The organism is Huintestinicola sp. (assembly GCF_051882455.1).
Classification (GTDB): Bacteria; Bacillota; Clostridia; order Oscillospirales; family Ruminococcaceae; genus Huintestinicola.
The window spans coordinates 1-15611 of record NZ_JBJERV010000080.1 but is presented as its reverse complement, the minus strand read 5'-3'; the positions used below and the strand labels follow the sequence as shown (position 1 = coordinate 15611).

General features: G+C 48.9%; 17 protein-coding genes. 16 read left to right on the top strand and 1 reads right to left on the bottom strand.

What is annotated here, in order from left to right; translation table 11 throughout:
- Positions 1–19 precede the first annotated feature (19 nt).
- The 16 genes from ACI4J0_RS10140 (at position 20) to ACI4J0_RS10065 (ending at position 14934) form a co-directional block, all read left to right on the top strand.
- Positions 20–1105: a 6-phosphofructokinase gene (locus tag ACI4J0_RS10140; RefSeq protein WP_439765689.1), complete on the top strand. Its 1086-nt coding sequence runs from the start codon at positions 20–22 to the stop codon at positions 1103–1105.
- A gap of 510 nt (positions 1106–1615) precedes the next feature.
- On the top strand, positions 1616–2260 hold the full coding sequence (locus ACI4J0_RS10135) for a CatA-like O-acetyltransferase (RefSeq protein WP_439765688.1): 645 nt from the start codon (positions 1616–1618) through the stop codon (positions 2258–2260).
- Between the two features lie 137 nt (positions 2261–2397).
- Entirely contained in the window at positions 2398–3099 is a 702-nt protein-coding gene (locus ACI4J0_RS10130; RefSeq protein WP_439765687.1) for a hypothetical protein, read from the top strand.
- An 83-nt stretch (positions 3100–3182) separates the two neighbouring features.
- On the top strand, positions 3183–3596 hold the full coding sequence (locus ACI4J0_RS10125; protein ID WP_439765698.1) for a peptide deformylase: 414 nt from the start codon (positions 3183–3185) through the stop codon (positions 3594–3596).
- Between the two features lie 8 nt (positions 3597–3604).
- On the top strand, positions 3605–4288 hold the full coding sequence (gene tsaA, locus ACI4J0_RS10120; RefSeq protein ID WP_439765686.1) for a tRNA (N6-threonylcarbamoyladenosine(37)-N6)-methyltransferase TrmO: 684 nt from the start codon (positions 3605–3607) through the stop codon (positions 4286–4288).
- A gap of 201 nt (positions 4289–4489) precedes the next feature.
- Positions 4490–5878 (top strand): FapA family protein, encoded by a 1389-nt coding sequence (locus ACI4J0_RS10115; RefSeq protein WP_439765685.1) that lies wholly within the window; start codon positions 4490–4492, stop codon positions 5876–5878.
- A 161-nt stretch (positions 5879–6039) separates the two neighbouring features.
- A complete protein-coding gene (locus ACI4J0_RS10110; protein ID WP_439765684.1) occupies positions 6040–6741 on the top strand; it encodes a SanA/YdcF family protein in 702 nt (233 codons plus the stop codon).
- Positions 6741–7805 carry a cysteine protease StiP family protein gene (locus tag ACI4J0_RS10105; RefSeq protein WP_439765683.1) on the top strand — a complete coding sequence of 355 codons (1065 nt, stop codon included), beginning with the start codon at positions 6741–6743 and terminating at the stop codon, positions 7803–7805. Before ACI4J0_RS10110 ends, ACI4J0_RS10105 begins: the two co-directional genes overlap by 1 nt.
- Before the next feature lie 14 nt (positions 7806–7819).
- Positions 7820–8575: an HAD family hydrolase gene (locus ACI4J0_RS10100; protein WP_439765682.1), complete on the top strand. Its 756-nt coding sequence runs from the start codon at positions 7820–7822 to the stop codon at positions 8573–8575.
- Entirely contained in the window at positions 8572–9591 is a 1020-nt protein-coding gene (locus ACI4J0_RS10095; protein ID WP_439765681.1) for a glycosyl hydrolase, read from the top strand. Before ACI4J0_RS10100 ends, ACI4J0_RS10095 begins: the two co-directional genes overlap by 4 nt.
- Before the next feature lie 177 nt (positions 9592–9768).
- Positions 9769–10599, top strand: coding sequence for a prephenate dehydrogenase (locus ACI4J0_RS10090; RefSeq protein WP_439765680.1), 831 nt, complete (start codon positions 9769–9771; stop codon positions 10597–10599).
- Positions 10600–10658: 59 nt separating this feature from the next.
- Positions 10659–11216 (top strand): Uma2 family endonuclease, encoded by a 558-nt coding sequence (locus ACI4J0_RS10085; RefSeq protein ID WP_439765679.1) that lies wholly within the window; start codon positions 10659–10661, stop codon positions 11214–11216.
- Positions 11217–11283: 67 nt separating this feature from the next.
- Positions 11284–11886 carry a pseudouridine synthase gene (locus ACI4J0_RS10080; protein WP_439765678.1) on the top strand — a complete coding sequence of 201 codons (603 nt, stop codon included), beginning with the start codon at positions 11284–11286 and terminating at the stop codon, positions 11884–11886.
- Positions 11887–12002: 116 nt separating this feature from the next.
- Positions 12003–13838: an asparagine synthase (glutamine-hydrolyzing) gene (gene asnB / locus ACI4J0_RS10075; RefSeq protein WP_439765697.1), complete on the top strand. Its 1836-nt coding sequence runs from the start codon at positions 12003–12005 to the stop codon at positions 13836–13838.
- Positions 13835–14020 (top strand): hypothetical protein, encoded by a 186-nt coding sequence (locus tag ACI4J0_RS10070; protein WP_439765677.1) that lies wholly within the window; start codon positions 13835–13837, stop codon positions 14018–14020. Before asnB ends, ACI4J0_RS10070 begins: the two co-directional genes overlap by 4 nt.
- A gap of 17 nt (positions 14021–14037) precedes the next feature.
- Positions 14038–14934 (top strand): ribonuclease Z, encoded by an 897-nt coding sequence (locus ACI4J0_RS10065; RefSeq protein ID WP_439765676.1) that lies wholly within the window; start codon positions 14038–14040, stop codon positions 14932–14934.
- Between the two features lie 66 nt (positions 14935–15000).
- On the opposite strand, the gene ACI4J0_RS10060 is transcribed toward ACI4J0_RS10065, so the two are convergent.
- Positions 15001–15611 (bottom strand): hypothetical protein (locus ACI4J0_RS10060; RefSeq protein WP_439765675.1); only part of this gene is annotated, 611 nt, incomplete at its 5' end.

Here is a 15611-nt window from a genome sequence, read left to right as displayed (position 1 = left end):
GGGGAAAGGATGATAAAAATTGGCTAAGAAAAGAATAGGTATCCTTACAAGCGGAGGCGACTGCCCCGGTCTTAACGCTACCATCAGAGGCATCGCAAAGGCGTGCTATGAGAAAATGGGCGTTGACAATGTGCAGATAGTCGGCATACAGAACGGCTATTACGGTCTCATAAACAACATTGCCCGTGAAATGGAGCCTTCCGAATTTTCGGGAATACTCACCCAGGGCGGAACTATCCTGGGAACAAAGCGCCAGCCCTTCAAGATGATATCCAGCATAGGCGAGGATAACATCGACAAGGTAAAGCTTATGAAGGACACCTACAAGAAGCAGAAGCTTGACTGCCTGCTGACTCTCGGCGGAAACGGTACTCATAAGACTGCAAACCTTCTCAGCGAGGAAGGACTCAACATCATCGGACTTCCCAAGACCATCGACAATGATATTTACGGAACGGACGTTACCTTCGGTTTCCATACAGCCGTTGATATCGGTACCGACGTTATCGACAGGCTCCACACCACCGCTGCATCCCACAGCCGTATCCTTATGGTTGAGATAATGGGCAACAAGGCAGGCTGGCTCACCCTCTATTCGGGCGTTGCAGGCGGAGCGGACGCAATAATCATTCCCGAGATACCCTATGATATCGACAAGATATGCGGGGCTATGCAGAAGCGTGCGGACAACGGTCACAGATTTTCCATCGTTGCCGTTGCCGAGGGCGCATACAGCAAGGAAGAGGCAAAGCTCAAGAAAAAGGAGCGCGCAAAGGCACGTCTTGAGGCAGGCATAACCACCGCCACAAGCACCATTGCCGCACAGATACAGAAGGCCACGGGCATCGAGACAAGAGTCTGCGTTCCGGGACATATGCTCAGAGGCGGAAGCCCCTCCGCATACGACAGGATACTTGCCACACGCTTCGGCGTAAGAGCGGCTCAGCTCATAGACGCAGGCAAGTACGGCGTTTCCGTTGCCATGATAAATGCAAAGATAGGCGAAAATCCTCTCAGTGAGGTCGCAGGAAAGACCAAGTTCGTTGACCCCGAGGGCAACTACGTTACCACCGCAAAGGACCTGGGCATTTCTTTCGGCGATTAAATCAAATTCTTACAGAACCGTTCCCGATGAATTTGTCGGGAACGTCAGCGTGTCGAAAAAGGAATGACCATTGTATAATATGCACAACCCTATATAAAAATTGCTTTGTCAAAAACGTTCCACCGGAACGTTTTTGAGGGTAAGTTACCTAAAACTTGTAAGAAGGGGAGGCGGTCGTGTGAAGCTTGCTTCACAATATGCCTTCCCCTCGAAATGCTGTCTCATTTCTCACCCCTTGCACCGTTTTTGAAGGATAAAGGGGATTTCGCCCTCTGCGGAGGGCGACAAGGGGCTCTGCCCCCTTGACCCCCGCAAGCCTTTGAAAAGGCTTGAGCGAAACTTTTAGTGTGGTGTTTATTTGTGCAACTTTTTTTATTTCTTCACTTTATCGACAAGCAGCCGTTCCCGATGAATTTGTCGGGAACGTTTTTTTGTCTCTACGGAGCGTTTATTTACATTTGCAGAACAATGTGTTATTATCATATCATCAGACCGAAAGGAGACGATGAAATGATTTTCACACCACTGGATATGGCTTCATATCCCCGCAGAGAGGTATTTATGTATTTCTCGAAAATGGCGCCCACAGGATATTCGCTGACCGTAAATATGGACGTCACAAGGCTCAGACAGACCATAAGGAAAGAGGGGATAAAATTCTTCCCCGTATACCTCTGGCTGGTAACGAGAGATCTGAGCAGTCAGACCGAATTCAAGCTTGCGGAGTCGGAGGGACAGCTTGGGTTTTACGATACCCTCACCCCCCTTTACGCCCATTTTCACGATGACGATAAGACCTTTTCGCTGATGTGGACGGAGTATTCCGATGATTTTGAGGATTTTTACGGCAGTTATCTTGAAAACGGGCGGCTTTACGGTGACCGTCACGGCGTACTGGGCAGACCGGGACTTCCGCCGCCCAATGCGTATACGGTGTCCTGTATACCATGGGTGAAATTTGAGCATTTTGCCGTACACAGCTATGAAAACAAGCCCTATTATTTTCCTTCCGTTGAGGCGGGGAAGATATTTGCAGAGGGCGAAAGAGAGCTTCTTCCCCTGTCCCTCACCTGCCACCACGCAGCCACCGACGGTTATCATATCAGCAGATTTCTTGAGGAGCTGCAAAGAGATATGGACAGCTTTACTGTTTGACATCAATACCCGTTTTCCTCCTGCAAAATTTACCTCACCTGCTTGACAATATGAAAATTATATGATATAATTTTTTAAGGAATGAAAGAAATAAGGGCGCGGTAATGCCCTTGATACCGACAGGAGGAAATGAAGCAATGAAACTGAAAAAGCGTTATATCGTAGCCTGTGTCCTTCTCTGCATTGCAGCTGTGGCACTGTGCGTGGGAGTGTTCAACATCGAAATGGGTCTTGCCCGTTATTCAAAGCTCAATAAGGTCACAAGCGAGACATGGTACGCCACATCTGCCAGCGACCTTGAGACCCGCCAGAATACCGACTTCTTTATCACAGAAGTATTAAAGGGCGAGAATGCGGAAAATGCAAAGAAAGACGCAAAATTCACCTATCTTGGCAAGCAGGCATTTGCAAAGGGAAAGTATGTTGCTTATAACCAGGAAAAATGGGGCGGTCCCATTACTCTTAACGGCAAAAACCCTGCCACAGGCGAGGATTATAAGATGGGCGACAGAGTATCCGTTTACTACAAGCCCGATAATCCCAAGCTTATTTATGTAACAACGGATTACACCATGTATCTTATCATTCTTATAGCTCTTCTTGCAGCCGCTGTTGCTCTGATAATCGTATGCCGTATCGTCAACAAGAATATGAAGGACAACACCTTCAGCGAGGCAGCGGTAACAATTATGGATATCCCCATGGCGGTTCTTGTTGCAGGATTTATCCTGTCCTTCTTTGCGGGAATGCTCATCGGCAATATCCAGGTAGACGCTACATACACCGTTATCAACGATACCATCGCAGCGCAGCTTGAAGCAGGCGAGCTCACATTCTGATATTACGGATACATAACAGATAAAGGGTACACGTAAAAGTACGGGTACCCTTTTTCATTAAGCGGATAAAGGAAATGATAAAAATGGTCAGAGAGATAAAAAAAGGCGCGGACATCTTTTCGGAAAAGGCACTGCCTGCGGACAGAAGCGACATAAAGACCGCAAAGGACCTGCTTGATACTCTCAAAGCAAACTCGGACATATGCGTGGGAATGGCAGCCAATATGATAGGCGTAAACAAGCGCATTGCCGCAATTTCCGCAGGGAAAAGCTCCTTTGTGATGATAAACCCCGTCATCACCGCCCATTCGCCCGAGACCTATGAGGCGGAAGAAGGCTGCCTTTCACTTGAAGGAAAGCGGAAAACAGAGAGATATGAATGGATATGCGCCGAGTATCTGGATATAAAATTCAGAAAGCAGAAGCAGAGATTTTCGGGCTTTACCGCTCAGATAATCCAGCACGAAATGGACCATTTTGAGGGAAAGCTCATCTGAGGGATCTTATGAAAACAGACAGCGGACTTAAAATAATCGCAAGGATAGAGAATGATTTTACGGAGAAATTCGGCGTTCCCCGCCAGAGCGGACTTGCGGATATAGGCTCGAAAATAGTTTTTGAACCCGAATACCGTGTTCCCGAAGCCTTCAGAGGGCTTGAGGGCTTTACCCATATCTGGCTTTTGTGGCAGTTTTCCGAAGCGGTAAGGGAAAAATGGTCTCCCACCGTCCGTCCCCCGAGACTGGGGGGCAATACGAGAATGGGCGTGTTTGCCACCCGTTCCCCCTTCCGCCCCAATTCTATAGGGCTTTCCTCCGTAAGGCTCGACAGGATAGAGTTACACACCCCTCTGGGACCCGTGCTGTACGTTTCGGGAGCCGACCTTATGAACGGCACTCCCATAATCGACATAAAGCCCTACCTTGCCTACACCGATTCACACCCCGATGCGTCCGGGGGCTTTGCTCTTACAGAGCGTGAGGGACGGCTTAAAGTGGAAATACCCGAAAGCATTGCACAGCAGATCCCCGAGGATAAGCTTCCGGGGCTTTCGGAGGTGCTTTCCCAGGACCCCCGCCCCCAGTACCATTCTCCCGACAGGATATATACAATGAGCTTTGGCGGCTTTGAGATATCCTTTAAGACCGATGACAGGGTGCTTACCGTTACGGATATCCGAAAGAGCTGATATTCTTTCGTGTATATGCTGTATGATATGATTTATTTTTGTGAATAACTTACAGATTTGATATAAAGCTGTTGCCAAAAGCTGTGTAATATGGTATAATCATAATATAGAAAAATAGAATGGCAGAATTTTGGCAGCAGGAGCATCCTGCCTCTTGCCTCTGAATTTCTTGCCGCTAATAGGGAAGGACTGATAATAAAAATGGCAGTACAGAATAACGGCAATCCTCCCGTAGACGGAGAAGTTATCATAACCGTTCAGCCTAATTTTTCGGTGGCATATATGTCTGTCTATCCGCCTCAGAACGGCGGCAGAGAGATAACCTTTGAGGGCGTGATATCCGCTCTCAGCGCAAAGGGCGTTAAGTATAACGTTAACGAATCGCTTATCCGCAGACTTATCGAAAGCAAGGATTTCGACAAGGAGATAAAGGCGGCAGAGGCTGATATGCCCATAGACGGCAAAAACGGCACGATCACATACAAGTACGACAAGGAGCAGATCATCGCCCCCCAGGAGGACGAGAACGGCTTTGTTGACTACAAAAACTTAGGACTTATAAGAAATATCCATACAAACGATGTCATTGCCGAAATAACTCCGCCCGAAGCGGGGACCGACGGCAAGGATATCAGAGGAGTTGTGATGAAAGCGGCTCCCGGCAAGCCTGCTCCCTACACCATAGGCAGGGGAACAAAGCTTTCCGAGGACGGTCTTACCATCGTCGCAGCCATTGACGGTCATGTGTGCTATCGGGACAAGGCGTTCTGCGTGGAGCCCGTTGTCACCATAAACGGCGATGTGGACGCTTCTGTGGGAAATATTGATTTCCTGGGAGATGTTGTCATCAAGGGCGAGGTGCTTGAGGGCTTTTCCGTTACCGCAGGCAAGGATATCACCATCGGCGGCAATGCCACAGGCGCAAAGCTCAAGGCAGGCGGCGCGATAACCATCAAAAAGGGAGCCATAAACTCCAAGCTCACCGCTCACGGCAATGTTTCCTGCCAGTTCTGCGAATATTCGGACATCTCCACCGACAGCGACCTTAACGTTCAGAATTTTGTTATCTGTACCGTTTACTGCGGCGGAAACCTTGTATCAAAGAGCATAAACGGCGGAAAATACACCGTTCTCGGCAATACCGAGGTAACATTCCTGGGAACCAAGAATTACGCCCCCACCGAGGTCACAGCAGGGGACAACGCAATGCTTTCCGCAGAGAAAAACGAGTGCCTTAAAAAGATATCCGAGCTTGAGTCCACCGTAGAGCGGTGCAACCAGATAGCGGAGTTCCTGAACGCCAAGCGCAAGGAGCTGAAAAAGCTTCCCGAGGATAAGGAGGAGCTTTTAGGCTCAGCCATCAAGACAAAGTTTGCCAGCCAGAATGAGGTCAAGCAGATACGCAAGCGTATAGCGAGCATTGACGAAAGCCTCAGCGAGGTCCAGCATTGCTTTGTAACCGTAAAGGGTATGGCATACCCCGGCTCAAAGGTGGTAATAAACGAAGCCGTCAAGAAATTCGAGGTGGAGACCCCAAGAGTGAAGATATTCCTTGACGATAACGGCGAGCTTGTAACAGGCACAGTATAACATCATAAAAGATCTCTCTCCGGCTTTAGGGGAAGTACCGGTAAAGAAGTTATACCGGTACCGAGCGACAAACCTTGCTCATTTCGCGATAAATAAAACGAAATGACAAAGGGGTCGCCCCTTTCCGGGGAGAGATTTTCAGATTGAAAGGAAAACGCAGAATGACGGACAAAACAAAGAAGGGACTTAAAAAGCTCCTGAAAATTTTCATTATCCTTGCGATAATCGGTATAATAGCCATCTGCGCCGCTGTAGGGATAAGCGAATATGTAAAAGGCTCCGTTTCGGACAGAATGTTATCGCCCGAAAGCGCAGCGGAGCTTTCCGATATTGACTGCATAATCGTTCTGGGCTGTCGGGTAAACGGGGAAACACCCAGCCCGATGCTCAGCGACAGGCTCACGAGAGGCATTGAGCTGTATGACAAAGGCGCCGCCCCCAAGCTTCTTATGTCCGGGGACCACGGCAGGGTAAGTTATGACGAGGTAAACGCAATGAAGCAGTATGCCATCGACAGGGGAGTGCCCTCCGAGGACGTTTTTATGGACCACGCAGGCTTTTCCACCTATGAGACCATGTACCGCGCCAAGGAAGTTTTTGCCGCCAAGCGGGTGCTTATCGTCACCCAGAGCTATCACCTTTACAGGGCGGTGTATATAGCCGAAAAGCTGGGACTTGAAGCCTATGGAGTGTCCTCCGACCTGCAAACCTATATCAGGCAGGATTATTACGATTTCCGTGAAATGCTTGCCAGGGACAAGGATTTTGTAAAGGTAATTTTCAAGCCCGAGCCTACATATTTAGGCGAGGTCATTCCCATAAGCGGGAGCGGCGACCTTACCAATGACAAGGAGTTTGCCTGATGGATAAATTTATGCGCTCAAGCTATGACGAAAAAGATGTCACAGTGCTTTTGAAGGATATAACGGGAATGGTGGAGCCATTGCCTGCGGAGAAGCGTGAACCCCTTATACAGAGCGGCGTTCACTACTGCGAAATGCTCCCCCTTGAATACGACCCCTCTCCCGACTATATCAGGGAATATGAGAATGCATTAAAGCGCTTCTCGGGAATAACCGCAAGGTGCATTGCCGAGGTCTCCGAAAGGATAATCAGGGATAAAAAAGCCCCCGTCCTTGTATCCCTTGCAAGGGCAGGACTGCCCGCAGGAATAATGATAAAGCATTACCTTGAGAAAAAGTACGGCATTGACATACCCCACTACGCCGTTTCCATTATCCGCGGACGGGGAATTGACAAAAACGCAATGAGATACATTCTCCGCCGCCACAGCCCCGAAAGCCTGCAGTTTGTGGACGGCTGGACGGGCAAGGGAGCAATACAAAATCAGGTAAATGAAGCAATGGTGGACTATAATGGCGTTGACCCCAGAATAGCAGTAATATCCGACCCCGCCTGCATAACCCCCTTCTGCGGCACACATGAGGACTTCCTTATAGCAAGCTCCTGCCTTAATTCGGTAGTTTCGGGGCTAATGAGCCGAACATTTCTCAGAAGCGACATTATCGGGGAAAATGATTTCCACGGAGCGGCATACTACAAGGAGCTTGAGCCCTATGACCGCTCATACGAATACATAAACGCCGTTGAAGCCTGTATGGGATACGGTGATATCGCTCTTGAAGCAAAAGCCTTTGTATACGGCTCGGGACGCTCCGAGACCGCAGAGGTGGCAAGGGCTTTCGGTATCGCCGACATCAACCTTGTAAAGCCGGGGATCGGGGAGACTACAAGAGTTCTCCTGCGGCGGGTGCCGTATATGGTGCTTATCGCCGAGGACGCTCCCCACGAATATGTGGCGCATATTATCGAGCTTGCCCGTGAAAAGGGCGTGCCCGTTAAGAAATATCCCCTTAAATGCTACCGTGCCTGCGGAATTATCAAGAATATGCCTGCGGATACGTGAGAAAGGAAGTAAAAATGCTGTTTCTGTCCGACCTTGACCGAACGCTTATTTTTTCATACAAACGCCTTACGGAGGATAATATCTGCGTGGAGGAGAAGGAGAGCAAAAAGCTTTCCTTTATGACCCCTTTATCCGCAGGGCTCCTCTGGGAAATTTCCGAAAAAGTCACATTTATCCCCATAACCACCCGTTCGATCGAGCAGTATGAGCGGATAAGCTTCCCCTCGGGAATGCCCCGCCTTGCAGTATGCGACAACGGGGGAAATCTCCTTGTAAACGGCGTTCCCGACCCCATTTGGAGAAAGCGGGCAGAAGAGCATATCCTGCCTGCAATGGCTGAAATGGAGCGGATAAAAAGCTATTGGGAGAGCCTTCCCGATGTGTATTTTGAAGTCCGCCTTGTGGACGGCACATTTATATTCACCAAAAGTCATATCCCCCTTGAAACACTCCGTCTCACAGCGGAAAAGCTATGCCCCGAAAAGGTTGACCTTTTTGACAACGGCGATAAGATATACGCCGTACCTAAAGGAATAAACAAGGGAGCGGCACTTTTGTGGCTTAAAGAGATGTACGGGGAAGAGATGATCGCCGCAGGAGACAGCCTGTTTGACATAGAAATGCTCCGGAATGCGGATATCGCCATCATAAAGCAGGGGGAGCTGACCGGAGAAAGGCTGAATAATATTCAGTACTCCGAAGAGGGAGACGACCCCGATTTCACGCTCCTTACAGTCAGAAAAATACTTGAGGAAAGAGGGATATTATGATAAAAAAGATATTTGCGCTCATAGCCGCCTTAGTGACAGCCCTGTCCTCCGCCGCCTGCACATCGGACAGCAAAAACGGGAAAGATACGTCTGTCACCCAAAGCGCGGAGCTTACCCTTTCAAACCCGAAAGCAAGCAGAGAAGCCAGGGCACTGTACAAATACATCTGCGACACCTACAGAAAGGGCATTATCTCGGGACAGCAGGAGTCCACCTGGATGGGCAGCGAACAGTACGAGTTTGATTACATTTATGAAAATACGGGAAAATACCCCGCAATACGTGGACTTGACTATATGAACGACGATTTCGAGGGAGTAAACCGCCGCGCGGAGGAATGGCACAACAGAGGCGGCATCGTCACCATCTGCTGGCACTGCGGCTGTGATTTCAGCCACAGCTGGGACGAGTGTATGAAAACGGAAATTGCCGACTGGGACAAGGCGCTGACCGAGGGTACGGACGAATACAATGCACTTATCGCAGGAATGGACAAGGGCGCAAAGGCGCTGACCGAGCTTCGCGACAAGGGCATCCCCGTCCTCTGGAGACCCTTCCACGAGCTGGACGGCGGCTGGTTCTGGTGGAGCAAGGGGGGAGCGGAGAATTTCAAAAAGCTCTGGATAATAATGTACGACAGATACACAAACTACTGGGGACTTGACAATCTCATCTGGGTGTTCGGCTATTCGGGCAACGGCAGGGGCTATGACAAGTGGTACCCCGGCGATGAATATGTGGACATAGCAGGAGCCGACTCCTACAAGGACGGAGCAAACGGCAGTCTCTACAAAAAGGTAACGGATATCGTCGGCAGCGATGTCCCCGTCTGCTTCCACGAATGCGGACGCATACCCACCGTATCACAGCTTAAAAAGGACAATGTGGGCTGGGTGTGGTTTATGACCTGGCATACGGAATATATAACGGACAATAACGACACAGATGACCTTAAAGCCATCTACAATGACGAATATGTAATAACCCTTGACGAGCTTCCAAAGCTTTATGAATGATATTCAGACAGTCTCTCACCGCAGAAAACGGGGAGGGACTGTCTGAACATCAGCTTGCTTTACCGATTTAAAGCTTTTATGTGTTTATGCAAAGAAGTTACAGAGAAGTCATACAATGTTCATAAAAATAAGCTATAATAAAAAGCATAAGATCGACTTTGAAAGGACTTAAAGGATATGAAAATAGTTGCAGTCGGACTGGGACTTATCGGCGGCTCGCTCTGCAAGGCGATAAAGAAGCATACAAACCACCTTGTAGGCGGCATAGACATCGACAGAAAGACCGTAAAAATGGCGCTCTCCCAGAATGCAATAGATTACGAGGCAAAGGACGTTTCCGAAGCGGATATCACCATTGTCTCCCTCTTCCCCCCCACCATAATCAGCTTCATCAAGGAAAATGCCGACCTTTTCAAGGAGGGCAGCATAGTTATCGACACAGGCGGTATCAAGAAAGCCATAGTTGACGAGGTGACGCCAATTCTTGCTGAAAGGGGAGTGACCTTCATCGGCGTCCACCCCATGGCAGGACGAGAATTTTCGGGCTTTGAATATTCTCTGGACAACCTTTTCGATAACGCAAGCTTTATTATGACCCCCATCGAAAGCACTCCGCAGGAGGAGATACACATTATAGAGGACCTTGCATACTCTATCCATTTCAAAAAGGTGGTAAAAGCCACCCCCGAGGAGCATGACAGGATAATCGCCTTCACCAGCCAGCTTGCCCACGTTGTCTCCAACGCATACATCAAAAGCCCCACCCATCAGCAGCAGCTGGGCTTCTCCGCAGGCTCCTTCCAGGACCTGACCCGAGTTGCAAAGCTAAACGAAAATATGTGGACGCCCCTTTTCCTCATGAACAAGGAGCCCCTGTTATTCGAGATAGACTACATTATGGCACGTCTGGGAGAATACCGTGACGCTATCGCAAACAATGACAGCGAAACACTCAGGAGCCTTCTCCGCGACGGACGAATACTCAAGGAAAACACCCCTGTGGACTGATTTTGTCTTGACTTGCAAAGGGCAGATGTGGTATAATAGCTTTGAAAGGAGCTGATACTATGGCTGTCCGAGATGTAAAAATGACCGCAGAGGAATTTCGCTTGTTGAAGTCCGAAAAACCCTGCGAGCTTATAAACGGAGAGATAGTCTATATGTCTCCCGCCCCCGGTTTTCTCCATCAGAAGATATCGGGAGATATTTTTTTCAGTATCAAAAGCTATATTATAAAGCATAAGGGCAGATGTCAGGTCTATGCCGCACCTGCCGATGTGAAGCTGAGCGATGATACCGTAGTCCAGCCCGACATTTTCGTTACCTGCGACCCCGACAGGATAGACGGTCAGTATCATAACGGCGCTCCCGACTGGGTCATCGAGATACTTTCCCCCTCCACCGCAGGCATAGATCTGGGCAAAAAGCTTTTTCTTTACCGCTCCGCAGGAGTAAAGGAATACTGGGCAATAGACCCCGATGAAAAGAAGATCATCGTTTATCTTTTTGACGGCTCCCGCAGCAATATAGAGTTTTATTCCTTTGAGGACAGCATATCCGCAGGGATATACCGAAAAAATGAAGAGCCTCTTGTGATAAGAGCCGCAGATTTTTTTAATGAATAAGTTCCTTTCAAAGCACAGAAAGTAAGTTCATTCTGTGCTTTGATTTTTTGAAAGGGTGATAAAAAATATGCCCCGTTATTATATGTTCCATAAGCCCAAAGGCTGTGTCACCGCCAAAAAAGACAGCTTATGCAAAACGGTCATGGACTATTTCCCCGAGGATATGCGTGATACCCTCCACCCCTCGGGACGGCTTGACAAGGATACCGAGGGATTTCTTCTCATAACCGACGACGGCGCCCTTACCTACAGCCTTATGCACCCCGACAAGCACGTTTCCAAGACCTATTTTTTCTATGCCATAGGAGTGCTCACCGAGGAAAAGATAAAAGCGGTCTCCGAGGGCATTACGATGCGGGGCAGCAATACCCCCGTCCGCCCCGCAAGGATAAAGTGCCTCTCAGAGGGCGTGATAACCGAAATTACCGATTTTCTCCCCGAGAATAAGCGTGAGCATTTGCTCAAATACCCTGCACAAAAAATATTTTCGGGAGAGATAACCATAGAAGAGGGAAAAAATCACCAGGTAAAGCGAATGCTCAGAGCAATTGACTGCTGTATCGTCTATCTCAAGCGGATAAACATCGGCGGCGTGCCCCTTGACGAAAGCCTTGCCCCCGGGGAATACAGGGAGCTTACCGAGGAAGAGCTGTCAGAGCTCCGAAAATAAAAACGGGAGTTTCTATTGACCTTTTGCCCTTAAAATGGTATTATTATAATATGGTCATAGCAATGGAAAGATAAGAGTATAATGCTATGAATACCTTAAATAACGGAGATGATAGTATGTGCGGATTTGTAGGGTTTACAAATGCCATTGACAACTCAAACAAGGTCCTGGGCGCAATGATGGATAAGATCAGACACCGCGGTCCCGATTCCGAGGGACGATATATCGACGAATGTATCGCCATGGGCTTTCGCAGACTCAGTATCATAGACATAACCGACAGCGGCGACCAGCCCATATTCAACGAGGATAAGTCCAAGGTGCTTTTCTTCAACGGCGAGATATACAACTATAAGGATATCAGAAAAGAGCTTGAGGAAAAGGGACATAAATTCACCACCAACACCGATTCCGAGACCCTTATCCACGGCTATGAGGAATTCGGGGAGAAGCTTCTCGATAAGCTCAGAGGAATGTTTGCCTTCGTTATCTGGGACAAGGAAAAGCAGGAGCTTTTCGGCGCAAGGGACTTTTTCGGAATAAAGCCCTTCTACTATGCCCTTATGAACGGCACCTTTATCTTCGGCTCGGAAATAAAGTCCTTCCTTCCCCACCCCGCCTTCGTAAAGGAGCTTAACACCACTGCTCTGGAAAATTACCTCACCTTCCAGTATTCCCCCACCAACGAGACCTTTTTCAAAAACGTCTATAAGCTCCCCCCCGCCCATTGCTTCAAATACAAGGACGGCAAGCTTGATATAAAGCGTTACTGGGACGTTAACTTCAACGCCGACGAAAAGCCCGATATGGATATGTGGGTGGACAGAATTTCCGATACCTTCAAAAATTCCGTAGAAGCTCATAAAATTGCCGATGTAGAGGTAGGCAGCTTCCTTTCCAGCGGCGTTGACTCCAGCTATGCCGCATCGGTGGCAAATGTTGACAAGACCTTCACCGTAGGCTTCGGAGAGGACGAGAAATACAATGAGATAGGCTGGGCAAAGGAATTTTCCAAGTATATCGGCAAGGAAAATATCAGCAAGGTCATAACTCCCGAGGAATACTGGGACAATATCAAAAAAATACAGTACCATATGGACGAACCCCTTGCCGACCCCTCCTGTATCGCCCTCTATTTTGTCTGCAATACAGCCGCACAGTATGTAAAGGTAGTCCTCTCCGGCGAGGGCGCAGACGAGATATTCGGCGGATATAACATCTATAAGGAACCCTTAGGCTCCCATGCCTATAAATCCCTGCCAAGATTTATCCGAAAGGGAATAGGCAGTGTTGCCGAAAAGCTCCCTCCCAAAAGAGGAGTCAACTTCCTTGTGCGAAACGGCAAGGACCTTGAGGAAAGGTTTATCGGCAATGCCTATATGTTCTCCCCCCGTGACAGGAAGCGCCTTCTGAAGATAACCACCTCTGCCCCCGACCCCACAGCTATCACAGCGCCCTTCTTTGAAAAGGTCAGGGACAAGGACGATATCACCAAAATGCAGTATCTTGACCTCCACCTCTGGATGGCAGGGGATATCCTTCTCAAAGCGGATAAAATGTCAATGGCAAATTCCCTTGAGCTGCGTGTTCCCTTCCTTGACAAGGAGGTAATGGCACTTGCGGAGCAGATACCCTGGCAGTACCGTGTTAGCACGGAAAACACCAAGCTTGCAATGAGAAAGGCAGCCCTTAAAGCCGCACCTCCCAAGACCGCAAACAAAAAGAAGCTGGGCTTCCCCGTTCCCATCAGAGTATGGCTCCGAGAGGAAAAATACTATAATATCGTAAAAACAGCGTTCACATCACCTGCCGCCGAGCAGTTTTTCAATACGGAAATGCTCATAAAGCTCCTTGACGACCACAGAGCGGAGAAATATGACAACAGCCGCAAGATATGGACAGTATTCATATTCCTCCAGTGGTATGACGTATATTTCGGAGAAAACGCATGAAAATAATTATCGCACTTCTGATAACGGCAGTGCTGCTCACAGCCTGCGGCGGCGGAGAAAAGGACAGCGGGACAGTTGTCACCCATGCCGCCGCCACAATGACAGGCGAGGGCGTACTTATCGAAGAAACGGAAAATATGGAAATGCAAAGCATTTCCGAAACGACCAAAGCTGCGGAATAAACCGAAAGGAAAAGCCTATGATAGACATCTGCCTGCCCGGAACGGGCGGAATGAAGCCGCTGCCGAACCGATATCTCACAGGTCTCTGGGCGGAGCATAAGGGCAAAGCCCTGCTTATCGACTGCGGCGAGGGAATGCAGATAGCCCTTGCCAAAGCAGGACTCAGCCTTGCAAGGCTTGACACCCTGTTTATCACCCATTTCCACGCCGACCACATCGCAGGACTTCCGGGACTGCTCCTGTCCGCAGGAAATTACGGCAAATGTTCCCCTCTCGTGATATATGCCCCCGCAGGCGGCAGGGAGATAATACAAAGGCTCTGCTGTATCTGCCCCGAGCTGCCCTTTGACATAAGCGTACACGAAATAAACGGCAGGGAAACTATATTCCGAAACGGGCTTGAAATAAGCTTTATGCCCGTAAGACATCGGATAGACTGTTATTGCTATAGCATAATGGAGCGCCGCCCACCGGTTTTCAGCCCCGAAAAGGCGGACAGGCTGGGTGTGCCTGTTAATATGCGAAGCGTCCTCCACAAAGGGCAGAGCATAGATGTAAACGGCAGCATCATCACCCCCGAAATGGTCACCGAAAGCGAGCGCCCGCCCTTAAAGGTCACGTATATCACAGATACGGTATATTTCCCCGAACTGTCCGAATTTGCCGAAAATTCCGGGCTGCTTATCAGCGAGGGAATGTACGGGGAGGACGAATTTATCCCCAAAATGACCCAAAAGGGTCATATGGTCTTTTCACAAAGCGCAGAAATAGCCGCAGGCTCCCGTTCAAAGGAGCTGTGGCTCACCCATTTCAGTCCCGCCCTCACCGTCCCCGAGGAACATCTCGAAGCGGCGAAAGCCATATTCCCGAATACCCTTGCAGGCACAGACGGAATGAAAAAAACAATAACCTGATATAAAAATATCCCGCAGTTCTCAATTGAAATACCGAGAACCGCGGGACAATTTTATTAACATGACTTATTCAATTACCAGAGTGTAATTCTTACCCTCATCGGCACTGAAAGTAAATCTTCCGTACTTGTCGAGAGTGCCGGAGATAACCTCAGTCTTAGTGCTCTTTCTGCCTGCATAGATGGTAAAATTCCTGCCCGCATACTCAGTGCCCAGGTCGATAACGATAACTCCGCGCTTAACATCGGAATTTACCTTTATCCTGTTCATATCCGAGTCAAAGGAGTAAACATAGGAATGTCTCCAAGCAGTTGACATAAGAGCGAATGTCTCATTCTGAACAGCAGTTATATAAACCTTTGAATCGGGCATCGTAAAGCTGCCCTTTTCGGTTATTTTTGCTATCTGACGTCCGTTAGCGTCTGTAACGATAATGTCATAGCCAAGGCCTGCGATAACATTAACAGTCTGTCCCTCAGCAGCATAAGACTTGTCTGCAACCACATTTCCGCTTGTGATAACGGGATAGTAAACTACCTTTTCGGGCTCAGGCTCAGGCTCGGGCTCGGGCTCAGGCTCAGGCTCAGGCTCGGGCTCAGGCTCAGGCTCGGGCTCAGGCTCGGGCTCAACAGGCTCCGAGTAGTCGGGGTCAGGCTCGTCGCAGACTGTGCATACGC